The organism is Aeribacillus sp. FSL K6-2848 (genome assembly GCF_038004325.1).
Lineage (GTDB): Bacteria > Bacillota > Bacilli > Bacillales > Aeribacillaceae > Aeribacillus > Aeribacillus composti.
In genome coordinates this window covers 2073381-2087944 of sequence record NZ_JBBOQQ010000001.1, presented here as the reverse complement: position 1 = coordinate 2087944, position 14564 = coordinate 2073381, and the positions used below count along the sequence as shown (strand labels likewise).

General features: G+C 44.1%; 13 protein-coding genes and 3 pseudogenes. 6 read left to right on the top strand and 10 right to left on the bottom strand.

Features of this window, described 5'->3' with window-relative positions; translation table 11 throughout:
• Nucleotides 1–15 precede the first annotated feature (15 nt).
• The 3 genes from NSS70_RS10110 (at nt 16) to NSS70_RS10100 (ending at nt 2486) form a co-directional block, all read left to right on the top strand.
• On the top strand, nt 16–204 hold the full coding sequence (locus NSS70_RS10110; RefSeq protein ID WP_012749319.1) for a hypothetical protein: 189 nt from the start codon (nt 16–18) through the stop codon (nt 202–204).
• A 98-nt stretch (nt 205–302) separates the two neighbouring features.
• Entirely contained in the window at nt 303–1205 is a 903-nt protein-coding gene (locus tag NSS70_RS10105) for a PucR family transcriptional regulator (RefSeq protein ID WP_094245757.1), read from the top strand.
• A gap of 168 nt (nt 1206–1373) precedes the next feature.
• Entirely contained in the window at nt 1374–2486 is a 1113-nt protein-coding gene (locus NSS70_RS10100; protein ID WP_094245756.1) for an ABC transporter ATP-binding protein, read from the top strand.
• A 676-nt stretch (nt 2487–3162) separates the two neighbouring features.
• On the opposite strand, the gene NSS70_RS10095 is transcribed toward NSS70_RS10100, so the two are convergent.
• The 6 genes and pseudogenes from NSS70_RS10095 to NSS70_RS10070 all read right to left on the bottom strand — a co-directional run.
• Entirely contained in the window at nt 3163–3420 is a 258-nt protein-coding gene (locus NSS70_RS10095; RefSeq protein WP_339211487.1) for a hypothetical protein, read from the bottom strand.
• A 295-nt stretch (nt 3421–3715) separates the two neighbouring features.
• Nucleotides 3716–5089, bottom strand: coding sequence for an IS1380-like element ISGsp2 family transposase (locus NSS70_RS10090; protein ID WP_327847978.1), 1374 nt, complete (start codon nt 5087–5089; stop codon nt 3716–3718).
• A gap of 94 nt (nt 5090–5183) precedes the next feature.
• A pseudogene (locus tag NSS70_RS10085) lies at nt 5184–5369 on the bottom strand (thiazole synthase); the annotation flags it as partial.
• A gap of 1 nt (nt 5370) precedes the next feature.
• Nucleotides 5371–5574 carry a sulfur carrier protein ThiS gene (gene thiS, locus NSS70_RS10080; protein WP_062753947.1) on the bottom strand — a complete coding sequence of 68 codons (204 nt, stop codon included), beginning with the start codon at nt 5572–5574 and terminating at the stop codon, nt 5371–5373.
• Nucleotides 5574–6704: a glycine oxidase ThiO gene (gene thiO, locus NSS70_RS10075; protein ID WP_309218821.1), complete on the bottom strand. Its 1131-nt coding sequence runs from the start codon at nt 6702–6704 to the stop codon at nt 5574–5576. Before thiO ends, thiS begins: the two co-directional genes overlap by 1 nt.
• Before the next feature lie 42 nt (nt 6705–6746).
• Nucleotides 6747–7154, bottom strand: a pseudogene (locus NSS70_RS10070) (DUF561 domain-containing protein); the annotation flags it as partial.
• Nucleotides 7155–7321: 167 nt separating this feature from the next.
• Here NSS70_RS10070 and NSS70_RS10065 point away from each other — a divergent pair.
• From NSS70_RS10065 to NSS70_RS10055, 3 genes and pseudogenes are all read left to right on the top strand, one after another.
• Nucleotides 7322–7492, top strand: a complete 171-nt coding sequence (locus tag NSS70_RS10065) for a YbdD/YjiX family protein (protein ID WP_340881425.1) — start codon at nt 7322–7324, stop codon at nt 7490–7492.
• 153 nt (nt 7493–7645) lie between these two features.
• Nucleotides 7646–8574 (top strand): annotated as a pseudogene (gene panE, locus NSS70_RS10060) (2-dehydropantoate 2-reductase).
• Nucleotides 8575–8708: 134 nt separating this feature from the next.
• Nucleotides 8709–10373 carry a glycoside hydrolase family 13 protein gene (locus NSS70_RS10055; protein WP_340881423.1) on the top strand — a complete coding sequence of 555 codons (1665 nt, stop codon included), beginning with the start codon at nt 8709–8711 and terminating at the stop codon, nt 10371–10373.
• On the opposite strand, the gene NSS70_RS10050 is transcribed toward NSS70_RS10055, so the two are convergent.
• The 4 genes from NSS70_RS10050 to ltrA form a co-directional block, all read right to left on the bottom strand.
• On the bottom strand, nt 10330–10779 hold the full coding sequence (locus NSS70_RS10050) for a serine hydrolase domain-containing protein (protein ID WP_339195604.1): 450 nt from the start codon (nt 10777–10779) through the stop codon (nt 10330–10332). The genes NSS70_RS10055 and NSS70_RS10050 overlap by 44 nt on opposite strands.
• 177 nt (nt 10780–10956) lie before the next feature.
• Nucleotides 10957–11595 carry a response regulator transcription factor gene (locus tag NSS70_RS10045; RefSeq protein WP_340881420.1) on the bottom strand — a complete coding sequence of 213 codons (639 nt, stop codon included), beginning with the start codon at nt 11593–11595 and terminating at the stop codon, nt 10957–10959.
• A 108-nt stretch (nt 11596–11703) separates the two neighbouring features.
• Nucleotides 11704–12669, bottom strand: a complete 966-nt coding sequence (locus tag NSS70_RS10040; protein WP_420534723.1) for a GAF domain-containing sensor histidine kinase — start codon at nt 12667–12669, stop codon at nt 11704–11706.
• A gap of 226 nt (nt 12670–12895) precedes the next feature.
• On the bottom strand, nt 12896–14155 hold the full coding sequence (gene ltrA / locus NSS70_RS10035) for a group II intron reverse transcriptase/maturase (protein WP_094245397.1): 1260 nt from the start codon (nt 14153–14155) through the stop codon (nt 12896–12898).
• Between the last annotated feature and the right edge of the window lie 409 nt (nt 14156–14564).

Genomic DNA, 14564 nt, shown 5'->3' with positions numbered 1-14564 from the left:
AAGGAGGGACGCATTATGACGGAACGAAACAAACGGAATTATCAAGATTCCCAATATGAAGGACGTGATGAACACTATATGGATATCGACCGTATGATCAATGAGGGATTGGCAGGGGGCTATGTCCATGGCCACGGTGATGCCGTAAACATCGAGGAAGCGCGCGACTTAGCAAAAGAAGAACCTCCTCATGAAACAACGTAGCCATTCAAAAACCGATTTTCCTTTTTATTGGGAAAATCGGTTTTTCTTTTGTATAATAAGTGAAAGGAATCATTCAGATGTAGAAAGGAAACATCGCCATGCTCAAACAGCTAAAATCCTACTATAAGGATGCAATCGTCATTAATGAACAAGTAGCCGACACTGATGCATATGAATGGTTTTATACAAAAGATGGAGATAAAATTGGAATTTGCAAACAACGTCTATCGAAACAGGAAAAACAGCTATTATCGATTTTTCTCACGCCGATTCCCGATGTCAGCCGTACGATTAGCGATGAAGAAATGGCGTGGCATCGTTGGGTCACGCATGGAGATTCAACGTTGCTGCAGCATTTTTCCTCCCACTCCCCGTATTATCGCTTTATTCATTTTTTCATAAAAGGTTCTGTTGTCAACAAAGATAATTTTTTCGATGTCATCAGCGGGTTGTTTTCCGAACATATTATTATCGTTTGGGAACACGACTACCGAGGTGTCATTATTGAAAAAAAACAAAAACCAACCCTAGATCCTTTGCCGTTTGCTGAAATTATTGATACATTATCTACTGATTTTTATATCACCATTCATCTATTTATCGGGCACATCCATCCATATGGTGACCATCTTTATGAATTATTTTGCCACGAAAAACAATGTTTCCAGCTAGCACAAACGTATATGCCAACACAAACGGTATATCAGATGGAAGATGTGATTCCGCTATTGCTTATCCATGGTTCCTCGGAACTTGAAATGATCAAGAAGTCGCTTCCTTTTCTCGAAACATTGGATGACGAGTCACTTCATATCATCAAAACGTTTTTTCAATGCAATCTAAACGTTTCCTTAGCGGCAAAAAAGTTATATATGCACCGCAACAGTTTACAATATCGCATTGATAAATTTATTGAAAAAACAGGAATCGATATTAAACATTTTAAAGGAGCTGTCGCTGTGTATTTAGCAATATTATTACAGCAATATGCGGACAATTGAACTACAGTAAAGCCAGGATCACCATACGAGGCAAGCGCATAGTCCGTCTATTCGTCATCTTGCCTGAAATCTCCCTCTTTTTTTGTGCATGTTGTCCATTTACGAATTCTGCTATTTTCGGTACGCTTAAAGCAGTTGAAAACGTTTTCTAATAGGGGGAGTGAGAATATGGCAGAGCTTCGTTTAGAGCACATTTATAAAATTTACGATAACAACGTAATCGCTGTAAAAGATTTTAACCTACATATTAAAGATAAGGAATTTATCGTCTTTGTCGGTCCATCCGGCTGCGGCAAATCGACAACATTGCGAATGATTGCCGGTCTTGAGGAAATTTCAAAAGGCGACTTATATATTGACGGCAAGCGCATGAATGATGTCGCGCCAAAAGACCGCGATATTGCGATGGTATTCCAAAACTACGCGCTTTATCCGCATATGAGCGTTTACGATAACATGGCGTTTGGCTTAAAATTACGGAAATTCCCAAAAGCAGAAATCGAACGCCGCGTCCGCGAAGCAGCGCGCATTCTTGGCCTTGAGCAATACTTAGATCGCAAGCCAAAAGCGCTTTCTGGCGGCCAACGACAACGGGTGGCATTAGGACGCGCCATCGTCCGCGACGCAAAAGTATTTCTAATGGACGAACCGCTTTCGAACTTGGATGCAAAACTTCGTGTGCAAATGCGTTCCGAAATCGCTAAATTACATCAGCGTTTAGAAACAACAACGATTTACGTCACACATGATCAAACGGAAGCGATGACAATGGCAACACGGCTTGTTGTCATGAAAGATGGTGTCATCCAGCAAGTCGGCACACCGAGGGAAGTATATGAAAAACCAGAAAATATTTTCGTCGGTGGCTTTATCGGCTCTCCAGCGATGAACTTCTTAAAAGGAACATTGCAAGATGGCAAGTTTGTCATTGGTAATATTACTATTAGCGTTCCAGAAGGAAAAATGAAAGTGCTTCATGACCAGGGCTATATTGGTAAAGAAGTCATTTTAGGCATTCGCCCAGAAGACATCCATGATGAACCACTCTTCCTTGAAGCATCGCCAAATACGAAAATTACCGCCCGCGTTGAGGTAGCCGAGCTGCTTGGTGCAGAATCGATGATTTATTCCAATATTAATGGACAAGAATTTGTCGCACGCATCGATGCCCGCACAGAAATCAAGCCAGGCCACCAATTAGACCTTGCCTTAGATATGAACAAAGCACACTTTTTCGATATCGAAACGGAAAAACGAATCCGTTCTGCGGATGAAAAATAACGATATCGTTCCCCAAAATATTGCACAGGCTCTAGCGATGATGCTAGAGCCTATTCTTGTGCGCCCGGCATGGGTGTAATCTATAGGGTGAAAGTCCCGAGCTGCGAAGGCAGAAGTAGCAGTTAGCTTAACGCAAGGGTGTCCGTGGTGACGCGGAATCTGAAGGAAGCGAGCGGCAAACTTTGGGTCTCTCGGAACACGAACTTCATATGAGGCTAGGTATCACTGGGTGAGTTTGCAAGACAAAACAAAGCCCTTTCTGCCGAAGGTGATACAGAGTAAATGAAGCAGATGGATGGAAGGAAAGATTACACTCTTACCCGGGGAGGTCTGGCTGGCACGCCAAGTAACCTTGGTAACCTATCTAGTGATAGATAGCTGAACAGTCAGAAGTCAGCAGAGGTCATAGTATTAGTTGGTTTAGAACTACTAAGAAGGACCGAACAATTAAGAGAGAATAGCCCTTGGCATTCAGTGAGTCATGATGAACACAGAAAACGTAGTACCTCACTTGAGGAAGGAAGCGGTGAATCCCGTGGGAGACCTCTTGGAGGGTGGAGTGACCACTGGCATAAAGAGAACAGCTATTCACGGAAGTTATAAAGACTTGCGTCAATCATCTTAATTGAACCGCCGTATACGGAACCGTACGTACGGTGGTGTGAGAGGACGGGAGTTAATCGCTCCCTCCTACTCGATTAATAAACCGCACTTCTTCGTGACAGCAATGCAGACAATAAAAAAGATGCACACATTCGTGCCGAATCAATGTCTTCGGATACCCATCGACCAATTTCATCATATCAATATCCATATACGGGCTGTAATCATCAAAATAATCCGTAATTTTTCCTTGATCCACCATTTGCTTCTGACAGCGCGAACAATGCACTGCCACATTACGTAATCCGTTGCATAGCGGGCAAATGTTCATGATGTTTCCTCCTACTAAAACAATACCTTATTTTACATATTCCCTAATATCCTCAACCATAAAACGTCAAAAATTACCATAAAAAAATCCTGAATCCGTGATGAATTGAAATCGACTTTGATTTTGTTGTAATTTTGATGGATTGATAATCCATAAAACCCTTTTTATGCTTATGACCTATGTCATCTCTATTTCCGAAAATGGAACAAATCTCTTTTTTAGGTATACGAACCAAAAAAATAGACAAAAAAGCACAGGGAGTGACGTTGGACATCAGTGCCCGAACATTCGTTCGTTATCTTGCCTCTCTCCATTTCTGATAGACGTTCAGTAGGGGCTCGCTATAGCCACTCCTTCGCGTCAGTTTCATCCAGATCTGTCGTGATCGACGGACGAGTCGCCCTGCCATCGTGATCACCGTCTGAATAATCGTCTTGATGCGGCGGCGTTTCACTTTGTGGTGCAACGGATGTCTCGGATCGCTTAATAGATCTTGTCCAATCAGACGAAGAAGATTGTAAACGAAGGCTCCCATGACCAACACGAGCGCATTCGTTTTCATCTTCCCAGATGGAAGCCGCTCTAAATCTAAGTCGCTCTTCAGTTCGCTATGAAACTGTTCGCATGTCGCATGGTCATGATACAACGCGAGCACATCGCTCATTCGAACATGCTCGTATCCTTTGAGCCGCACCCAATAGCTTTCCACTTCATAATCAGGAACGAGCATCAGCTGTCCATTGCGTTCCATCGTCCGTTCCGTCACTTGGGTGACTTGAACGTACGTATACGTGTTTCCATCGATCGCTGCCTTCTGTGGAAGGCATAGCTCATAGGTTTGTACTCCTTCGCTTTGTCCATCATCGACACGTTTGCCCTTTTGCGAAGCGATCTGGAACCAAAGCGCTGTCGATTCTCGGCGTAAGTTTCGCTTGATGACAAAGTCCACGTCTTCCTTTAGGCATACGTGCACATTCGCTTCTGCATCGTTTCCTGCATCCATGCGAACAAGCAGACGAGATGAAGTCAGTTGACGAGCTCGACGGATAGCGGTGACTAAAAACGAGGGCATGTTGTCTTGCACATGTTGTTTCCCTGGACGCAACTCGGCATGAACGAGATACCCTTCCTTCCCTGCATACGCAAACAACGGTGTAAAACCGTCAAATCCTTTATACGTTCGACTGACTCCTTCTTTTTTCGTATCGGAGTTGTCAAATGGGGAACCATCTATATCAAGGGGAAGCCATGTCGTCTTTCCTTTGGTCCAACAAGGGGACAAAGTGGCATGTCGTTGAATCAACAGACGTATGGACTCCTCCCAAAGAATCGTTTCGGTCATCGGAAGACAAGCGAGCTGATCGAGTCGTTGTCGCAAGGTTGGAGAGGAAGGCACGTGCTGAATCCCCATCGATGCCGAAAAGATATCGTCCTGACGATACGCTTCGATATGATCGAAATCCGTTTTTCCTGTGGCAAGCAAGCCAATCATCGAGCGAATGACATCGCTATGGGAAATGTGCACTTCTCGACGAACCGTTGGAAGCCGAAGTGCGTTTACCCGTTTATCCAGTTTCGTTCGATGGAGTAAGTAGCCAACGAGAGCAAGCCCAGCACTTGGGGTAATCGCTTCATCTGTCAATACAAACCGAATCGGGAAATCTTTCATCACATCACCTACTTGATGAAGAATCGTCAACGTCGTTTTCCCTTATCGTATCAACGGTTTGCGACCATTGTAAAGATGTTTTGTCACGGATTCAGGTAAGATCTAAATTTTCCAAAAAATTAGGCTGGTTTGGTTCAAAAATGTTCATGCGTCGAACAGCAAACGTTAAAATTTCCGCACCTGACACTTCCACTGCTTGCTTTTGTACTTCCAAGTCTGGATATTTTCCTGTTCCTAGCAACAATCTTGATTGAAATTCATATGGCCCGATTTTTAACATATCAACCGCCTCCTACAAAATGAACGATTTCTACTTTATCGCCGTTGCATAACACCGCTGTTTCATATTGCTGTTTTGGGATAATCGTTAAATTTACTTCGACAATCGCAATTTTATTGTTTAACTGAAAATGGGCAAGCAAATCGCTAACCGTTTTCACTTCATCTGGAACATGAATCGATTCGCCGTTAATAATGAGTTCCATCACTTTCCCACCTTTGCTTGATGTCTTGTAAGTGAAAATGGAGCAAGGTCGACCTCGCTTCCTTTTCCTTCAATGAGATCGGCTAACAATACGCCGGTAATCGGACTTAACAAAATTCCGTTTCGGTAATGACCTGTCGCGATCCATACATTCGGATAGCACGGATGCTCCCCTATGTATGGCAAGCCATCGCTCGTTTGCGGGCGGATGCCGCTCCACGCTTTTTCCCATTCCGCATTTTTCATTTCTGGAAGAAGATGATGCGCACGTTCAAGCAAATTCATGATTCCATGAATCGATACTTTTCGGTCAAATGTGTGCGGTGTCGAAGTTGCCCCTATCAACAGGCGATTTCCTCGTTTTGGAACGATATAACAACCGTTTTTCGCAAATACGGTCGCTTGAATTAACGGTTTTTCTGTTTTTACAAGAAGACATTCCCCTTTGACTGGATACATCGGCAGCGATATGCCCGTTTTGGCAAGAACACGCGAAGACCATGCTCCTGCCGCAATAACCACAACATCGGCTGCGATCGTTCCATGATTGGTGTGAATCATGTATGAATAATCTGCTCGTTGTAAATCGATGACTTCCGTATACTCATGCCACTTTGCTCCATAGACAATCGAGGCATTCGCAAAAGCGATAGCGAAATCAGAAGCGCTCACTTGTCCGTCTGATGGGATGTACATCGCGCCCGCTAAATCACGGGAAACATTCGGCTCTATTTCCGCTGCCTCATCCACCGACAGCCATCGTACTGGATAATCGGTATGCTGCCAAAATTCGTAATGACGGCGAAGGGCGGCTGCTTCTTCCTCCGTTACTGCCACTTTCAACATGCCTTTCTGTACAAGCCCAATGTCGATTCCGGTGAGTTCCTTTAATTCCTCCGCAAGCTTAGGAGTCATGCCCCTGCTTTTGATCGCGAGAGGAATAAGCGGACTTTCTTCGAAAAATTCAGATTGCGCCCCAAGCATTCCTGCCGCCGCGCTTGACGATTGGCTCGCAATCCGCCCTTTTTCGAGCACACCGACGCGAAAATGACGTTTCGCCAACTGAAAAGCAATAGAAGCGCCAATAATTCCGCCGCCAACGATCACAACGTCATAATGATAACGTTCCATTTAAATCCCCTCTTCTCTTTTTCCTAACGATTTCCTCCACATTCATACCATTTTCTTCACAATTTTTGCGAGTTTCTTTGCTTCGCTAACAGGATCGTCGGCAAAAAATACCGCTGACATGACGGCAATCCCTTGCGCACCAGCTTTCAGTACTTGTTCTGCATTATTGGAATGGATGCCGCCAATCGCGATAACAGGTATATTCACGTGATTGACGACACTTCGCAATGATTCTATTCCGCGCGGCGGTACCCCTACTTTGCTTCCAGTAGCAAAAACGTGGCCGTATATACAATAATCAGCACCGCTTTCTTCCGCTTCCATCGCTTCCGCGATCGAATGAACCGAACAACCGATAGACAACGAAGGAAAATGATGTTTTACTTTCCGCACAGACAAACTATGGTGCGCAAGCTGGACTCCTTTTACTCCAAAAACCACCGCCACATCAGATAAGCTGCGCTCCATATTGCTTTGCAATATGTCTAGCGACGATTCCCGTTAAGAATCGTATGAAGCCACTTACGCATAATGGTGGAGCATTATTTACATTATTTTATCGATCATTTTGGATATATCGGCATTATTGTAGTCGTTCATAATGATTTGCCGCATTTGTGCTTCATTGGTTGCAGGTGCTGGTTGGTGTTCCAAACTACGAGAAATATGTAGAACATATGAAAACACATCATCCAGGAGAGCCGATAAAATCAAGAAAAGAGTTTTTCTGCGAAGTGCAGGAAGCGCGCTATAACGGCAAAAGCGGAAAAGTATCACGCTGTTGCTGACATAAAAAGGGGAAACTATTCCCCTTTTTTCCTTTTTCGTATTTATTTCAAGTTAAATGAGGACGAGCTTTTTCGTTTGTGTTTTCCTGTTCATTCACTGTTTTGTCATAAGAAAAATAACTTTCTTTTTGTTTTATAAGGGGGAATAAATATATGCGTATACTTGTAGTCGGTGCAGGCGCGGTTGGCGGTTATTTCGGCGGAAGATTGCTCGAAAAAGGAGTGGACGTGACATTTCTTGTTCGCAAGCGAAGAAAAAAGCAGCTGCAAGAGAAGGGACTAGTGATTCATAGCGTTCACGGCGATGCGGTGCTGTCTCCGAAGCTGCTTGTAACGGGTGAGCAAGCCGAGCCGTTTGATGTCGTCATTTTTTCCAACAAAGCATACCATTTGCCGGAAGCGATTCGCGATGTGAAACCGTATGTTGGAGAAAAAACGATGATTTTACCGCTGTTAAACGGCATGGCGCATATGGAAATACTTTGGAATGAGTTTGGAAAGGAAAACGTGTTAGGAGGGCTTTGTTTTATTGAAACAACGCTGAATGAGCATGGAGAAATCGCGCAAACAAGCGCTTCCCATGATGTTCGATTTGGGGAATGGTCCGGGGAGCGGACGGAGCGCGTTCTTGCGTTGGAACAATTATTTTCCGGCTGCAACGCCCGTTTTCGTTTAAGCGAGCATATTGCGACAGATATGTGGAATAAATATTTATTTATCGCGACAATGTCAGGGGTGACGACGCTGTTTCGAGCGCCGATTGGACCAATTCGTTCTGGAAAGTACGGACAAGAAATTATTTTCGGATTGCTAAAAGAGATTGCGGCCGTGATGCGGGCTCATGGAGCACCAATTGCCGCGATGATATCGAAGAAAAACAACTGGCGCAATTAAACCGAATAGAAGCGACGATGAAATCATCGATGCAGCGGGATATGGAAAAAGGACAACTCATTGAAGCGGATCATTTGCAAGGATATTTGCTTTCATTGGCGGAACAATACGAAATCGAAACGCCACTGTTAAAATTGGCGTACCATAATTTAAAAATTTACGAGGCGAATCGCTCCAAAACAGAGTAAGAATAGAAAAAGCGCAGCTTTCTATGTATACAAAAGAAGGCTGCCTTCTTTTTTGCAAAAAAGATTGTATATTGGCATCATGTAGTGTACAGTTAATAGTGAAAACCTATGCACAAAAAGAGGAGGATACAGACGTGAAGAAAGCTTGGTGGAAAGAAGGAGTCGCGTATCAAATTTATCCGAGAAGCTTCATGGATTCAAATGGCAATGGAATTGGAGATCTTCGCGGAATTATCGAGAAGCTTGACTATTTAAAAGACCTTGGAATCGATATCATATGGATTTGTCCAATTTACAAGTCGCCAAATGCCGATAACGGATATGATATTAGCGATTATCATGCGATTATGGAAGAATTCGGGACAATGGAAGACTTTGATTTATTGCTCGAGGAAATTCACCGGCGCGGCATGAAAGTGATTTTAGATTTAGTCATTAACCATACAAGCGATGAACACCCATGGTTTATTGAATCGCGTTCATCAAGGGATAATCCGAAACGGGATTGGTACATTTGGCGTGATGGAAAAAATGGCAAAGAGCCGAACAACTGGGAAAGCATCTTTGGTGGATCGGCGTGGGAGTACGATCCGAAAACTGATCAATATTACTTGCACATATTTGATGTAAAGCAGCCGGATTTAAACTGGGAAAACGAAGAAGTGCGCCAAGCGTTGTATAAAATGATTAATTGGTGGCTGGATAAAGGAATGGATGGATTTCGAGTGGATGCCATTTCACATATTAAGAAAAAGCCGGGATTGCCGGATTTGCCGAATCCGAAAGGGCTAGATTATGTTCCGTCTTTTGCTGGCCATATGAACCAAGAGGGAATTATGGATTATTTAAGAGAGCTCAAAATGCAAACGTTTGCACGCTATGATATTATGACGGTTGGAGAAGCGAATGGCGTTACCGTCGAGGACGCGGAAGAATGGGTCGGTGAGGAAAACGGTATTTTCAATATGATCTTCCAGTTTGAACATTTAGGGTTATGGCAAAAAGGAACGAATGGCGGAGTGGATGTGCGCCAATTAAAGCGTACGTTGACAAAATGGCAAAAAGGGCTGGAAAACCGCGGCTGGAACGCATTGTTTTTAGAAAACCACGATCAGCCTCGTTCTGTCTCGACATGGGGAAATGATAAGGAGTACCTTACCGAAAGTGCGAAGGCGCTTGGTGCGATGTACTTTTTGATGCAAGGAACACCGTTTATTTATCAAGGACAGGAGATTGGGATGACGAACGTCCAATTTTCGAATATTGAAGACTACAATGATGTTGCTATTAAAAGAATGTATCAAATCGAACGGGAAAAGGGTCGCTCCCATGAAGAAATTATGAAAGTGATTTGGAAAACAGGGCGCGACAATTCGCGAACCCCAATGCAATGGTCCGACGCGCCAAACGCGGGGTTTACGACGGGAACGCCATGGATGAAAGTGAACGAAAACTATAAGACCATTAACGTCGAGGCGCAATTGCGCGACCCGAACTCCGTCCTTCAGTTTTACAAAAAAATGATTCGGCTTCGCAAGGAGAACGAAGTGTTTATTTATGGAACGTACGATTTGATTTTAGAAAAGCATCCGACGATTTATGCGTACACAAGAACGCTTGGAAACGAAAAAGCGGTGGTTATTGTCAATTTAAGCGATAAACCAGCGCTGTATCGATATGATGGCATTCGATTAAGCTCAGAAAATTTGGTGCTGCAAAACTATGATGTAAAACCGCATAAAAACGCAACACGCTTTAAGCTGAAACCGTATGAAGCACGCGTATATTTGCTGAAATAGACAAAAGCTGCCGTTCATTTCTCGGCAGCTTTATTTTGCTTCGGTGAGGAGAGATGGCTTTAGGCTGCCCGTCAGCGTCAAATCCCTCAAGAACCTTAATCTCGGCAATCTCAGGAACATACTTTTTGACTGGATCGTCGAGACTGACTTTTCCTTCCTCGACCAATTGCATCAATACTGTGCCGGTGATGGCTTTAGTGGTCGAGAAAAGAGCAAACACTGTGTCGGTGGTCATCGGCGTTTCCTTTCCGAGTTCGCGCACCCCGGCTGCACCTTCGTAGATGTTGCCCTCGCGATCAGTTATCATTGCAACCACTCCTGGTACGCCTCCAGCCCTGCCTACAGCTTTATCCAAAACTTTGTCAAGAACATCCTTGAGAGCATTCTTGATTGCTTGCCTCGTCATATTTTCGTCATCCCCCTCATAAGCTCTATTAACTTCCGTTCACTACAACGATATGCGTGGCATTTCTCTCCTTTTTTCCTTGTTTTTCTGATTATAGTGTAATCAAAGGAATGGCTTCTTTCACCGGCAAATCGGGGGAGCTGTACATACGAAAGTAGCCGAAGCCTCAAAATACAACTAAAGTCTGAGATGTTTTACAGCATAAAGAGCCGCTTGGGTGCGATCCGCAAGATTTAACTTAGCCAGTATATTGGATACATGCGTTTTGACCGTTTTTTCTGTAATCATTAATGCTGCGGCAATCTCTTTATTGCTTTTTCCTTTCGCAATTTCCGCAAGCATTTCTTTTTCCCTCTTCGTCAATACTTCAATAAGTTGTTCCTTACGATCCCCTCCCTTTGACACATGAGTCATTAAATGCGTGGTGACTTTCGGGTGAAGCTGATTTTCGCCTCGGTACACAGATATAATCACTTGTACTAACTGATCTGGTTCTACATCCTTCAATTGATACCCCGACGCGCCGGCACGAATGGCGGGAATAACATGATCCACATCAGAAAAGCTTGTTAAAATGAGAATTTTCGTATGAGGAGACAGCTCCTTTATTTTTTTCGTGGCTTCCACGCCATCCATAACCGGCATGACCAAATTCATTAACACGACATCTGGTTGCAGTTCTTTCACCCGTTCCACCGCTTCTTTTCCATTGGACGCTTCACCGACTACGTTAATTTCTTTTTGCGTGTTGAGGAAAAATGCTAATCCTCGCCGAACAACATGATGATCATCCACAATAAGTACATTGATCCCCATTATCCTCTCCCCTTTTTCAACGGAATGATGACATCAATCGCCGTTCCTTCTCCTGCGGCACTTTTAATATGAATTTCTCCATTTAACGATGCGACCCTCTCTTTCATACTATTTAAGCCGAGAGAAAAGTCCGTCAAGGAGAATGGCATGGCTCTGAAGCCTCTCTTTCATACTATTTAAGCCGAGAGAAAAAGGATGTCCATCCGTCTTGGAAAATCCGCATCCCTCATCATGTATTTTCATATGGACATAGTGCTTTTGGACGTGGATCGCCATATCAACCTCAGACACTCCCGCGTGTTTTTTGCAGTTATTCAATGCTTCTTGTCCCACGCGCCATAAACACTCTTCGACTTCATTAGATAAATCGATCAGTCCGTTAATATCCACGGTTACTTTTAACCCGAGCATATCTCCGTAATGCTGAAAGGCGTTGGCTAGCCCATGTTCTAACCCGTGCGGACGAAGCTGCCAAATAAGCGCCCGCATTTCCTGAAGGGCTTCTTGCGCTAATTGCTGAATGTAGGCGAACGTATCTTTTATTGTTTCGCCTTGAGTCATTTCTTTTGCGCCGCGGGCCGTCAACTGCAGCGAAAATAATAATTGGCTCACCGAATCGTGCAAATCTCGCGCTAAGCGGTTGCGTTCTGCTATTAACGCGAGATTTTGTTCATTTTCGGCGAGCTTGATTCGCTTTATTGCTGTCCCGATTTGATAAGCAACCGCTTCTAATAATGCCAGTTCCTCATTTGTAAAGCTCGTTTTATGCGGAGCAGCTACATTGAGCACTCCAAATTTCTCATCCCCTGCACGAAGAGGAATGCTCGCGTGGTGGGTAACGCCATTGGTATCTCCCCATTGCTCTTCGATTGCCTTTTCAAGCCGCTTGCATTCAATGACATTCGCTGCCCGCTGCAGCCGCCCATCTCTGTACCGTTCCAAACACCAACAGCCTCCTTCGCACATCGGCTTCTTATTTTCCCATGTCAGTGCAGGAGGTAATTGATAGTCAGCAATAAGAGAGTATCCTTCTTTTGGATGAACAAAAAAAATCCAGCCGCATTGCAGTTTCATCACTTGTATTAATTCCTTTAATACCGTCTGCAGCATTTCCTTTAAATCATTGCACTCATTCAATGTTTCGGCAATGGATTTTAATGTAAGCAATTCTTGAATATCCTGCTTGTCCTTGCTCATTTTTCTTCCCCCTTCGCTCCAATCGTATAATCGAGTAGGAGGGGGTGACTAACCCCCGACCTCTCACACCACCGTACGTACCGTTCGGTATACGGCGGTTCAATTAAGTATGACGTAGTGCTTGATATCTTTCGAATAGACTTCTTAACCCTCGACGCTTCCAATAGGAGTTGTCGAGGGTTTTGTGTAGAATGGGACTGCAGGCAATCCGCCAATATTTCTTGCGTGTATTGCCCCATTCGAATGCTTTATGGCTTGGAACTTCTAATCCTCTGAGTTTCCGAATTCTTGTTTTCGGGGTTTTCCATTCTTTCCACAAACACATCCGAAGCCTTCGTCTAATCCATTCATCAAATTCTTTGAACTTACTTGGTGTTTCTGCCAAGGCAAAATATCCGCACCATCCCATTAAATACTTGTTCAGTTTCTCAATCCTTTTCTCCATTGGATACGGTTTCGACCTTGATGTAATTTCACGGATCTTGTTCTTCAAACGTTTCACACTTTCGTTCGCAATCCGTACCTTTGGAGTCTTATTGAGTGTGAAGCTGAAACCGAGAAACTTCCGTTTCCAAGGACGGTCTACCGCCGATTTCTCTTTATTTACCTTGAGCTTTAACTCCTTCTCTATAAAGTTCGTAATGGAGTTCATGACACGAATTCCTGCTTTCTTTGTTTTCACATAGATGTTACAGTCATCCGCATACCGAACAAACTTATGTCCACGTTTCTCAAGCTCTTTATCCAATTCATGAAGCATGATGTTTGATAAAAGTGGACTAAGCGGGCCGCCTTGAGGCGTTCCCATGTCCGTTTCCATTACCACTCCATTGATCATCACGCCTGATTGAAGATACCGGCGAATTACCTTCAGTAGAATTCGATCTTTGATCGTTTTCGCCAAGATCCCCATCAGTTTGTCGTGATTCACCTTGTCAAAGAATTTCTCTAGGTCTATATCGACTACCCAACGATATCCTTCTTTGATATAACCCTTTGCTTCCCTAACCGCATCATGTCCCCTTCTACCTGGTCGGAAACCATAGCTATGGTTCGAGAAGGTCGGATCAAAGATTTTCGTCAACACTTGGGCAATCGCTTGTTGGATGAAACGATCCGTCACGGTAGGGATCCCTAGAAGTCTTACTCCACCGTTCGGTTTCGGGATTTCGACTCGACGGACGGGTAAGGGCTTGTAGGTTCCTTCTCTCAACGACTGTCGAATGGAGTCCCAATTTTCGTAGAGGTGTCTTCGTAGGTCTTTTACGGACATGCCATCTACTCCGTGACCTCCTTTATTCTGTTCGACTCGTTTCAGTGCCGCCAGGAGATTTTCCCGTGACAAAATCATTTCCATCAACATTGATATCCTCTCCACGTGAACGAATTCTTCTATTTGTGCCATCTTCTGCTCCACCCTCTTGAAGTCCCCCGTGGGGTTCACCACTTCCTCCTTCAAGTAAGTCCTATCGGATTGTCTGCTTCCACACAGAAGGTGAACGCCTAGCGATTCGTTCTCCTTAATTGTTCAGTCCTTCCTCTTTCGTCTCGAGCTCGAAAAGAGTACTATGACTTCTGCTGACTTCTGACTGTTCAGTTATCTATCACTAGATAGGTTACCAAGGTTACTTGGCGTGCCAGCCAGATCTCCCCGGGTAAGTACATGCACTTTCACACCATCTATCCGCCTCATTTACTCGATATGACCTTCGACAGAAAGAGCTTTGTTTTGTTTCGCAAACTCACTCAATCATACCTAGCCTTATATGAGG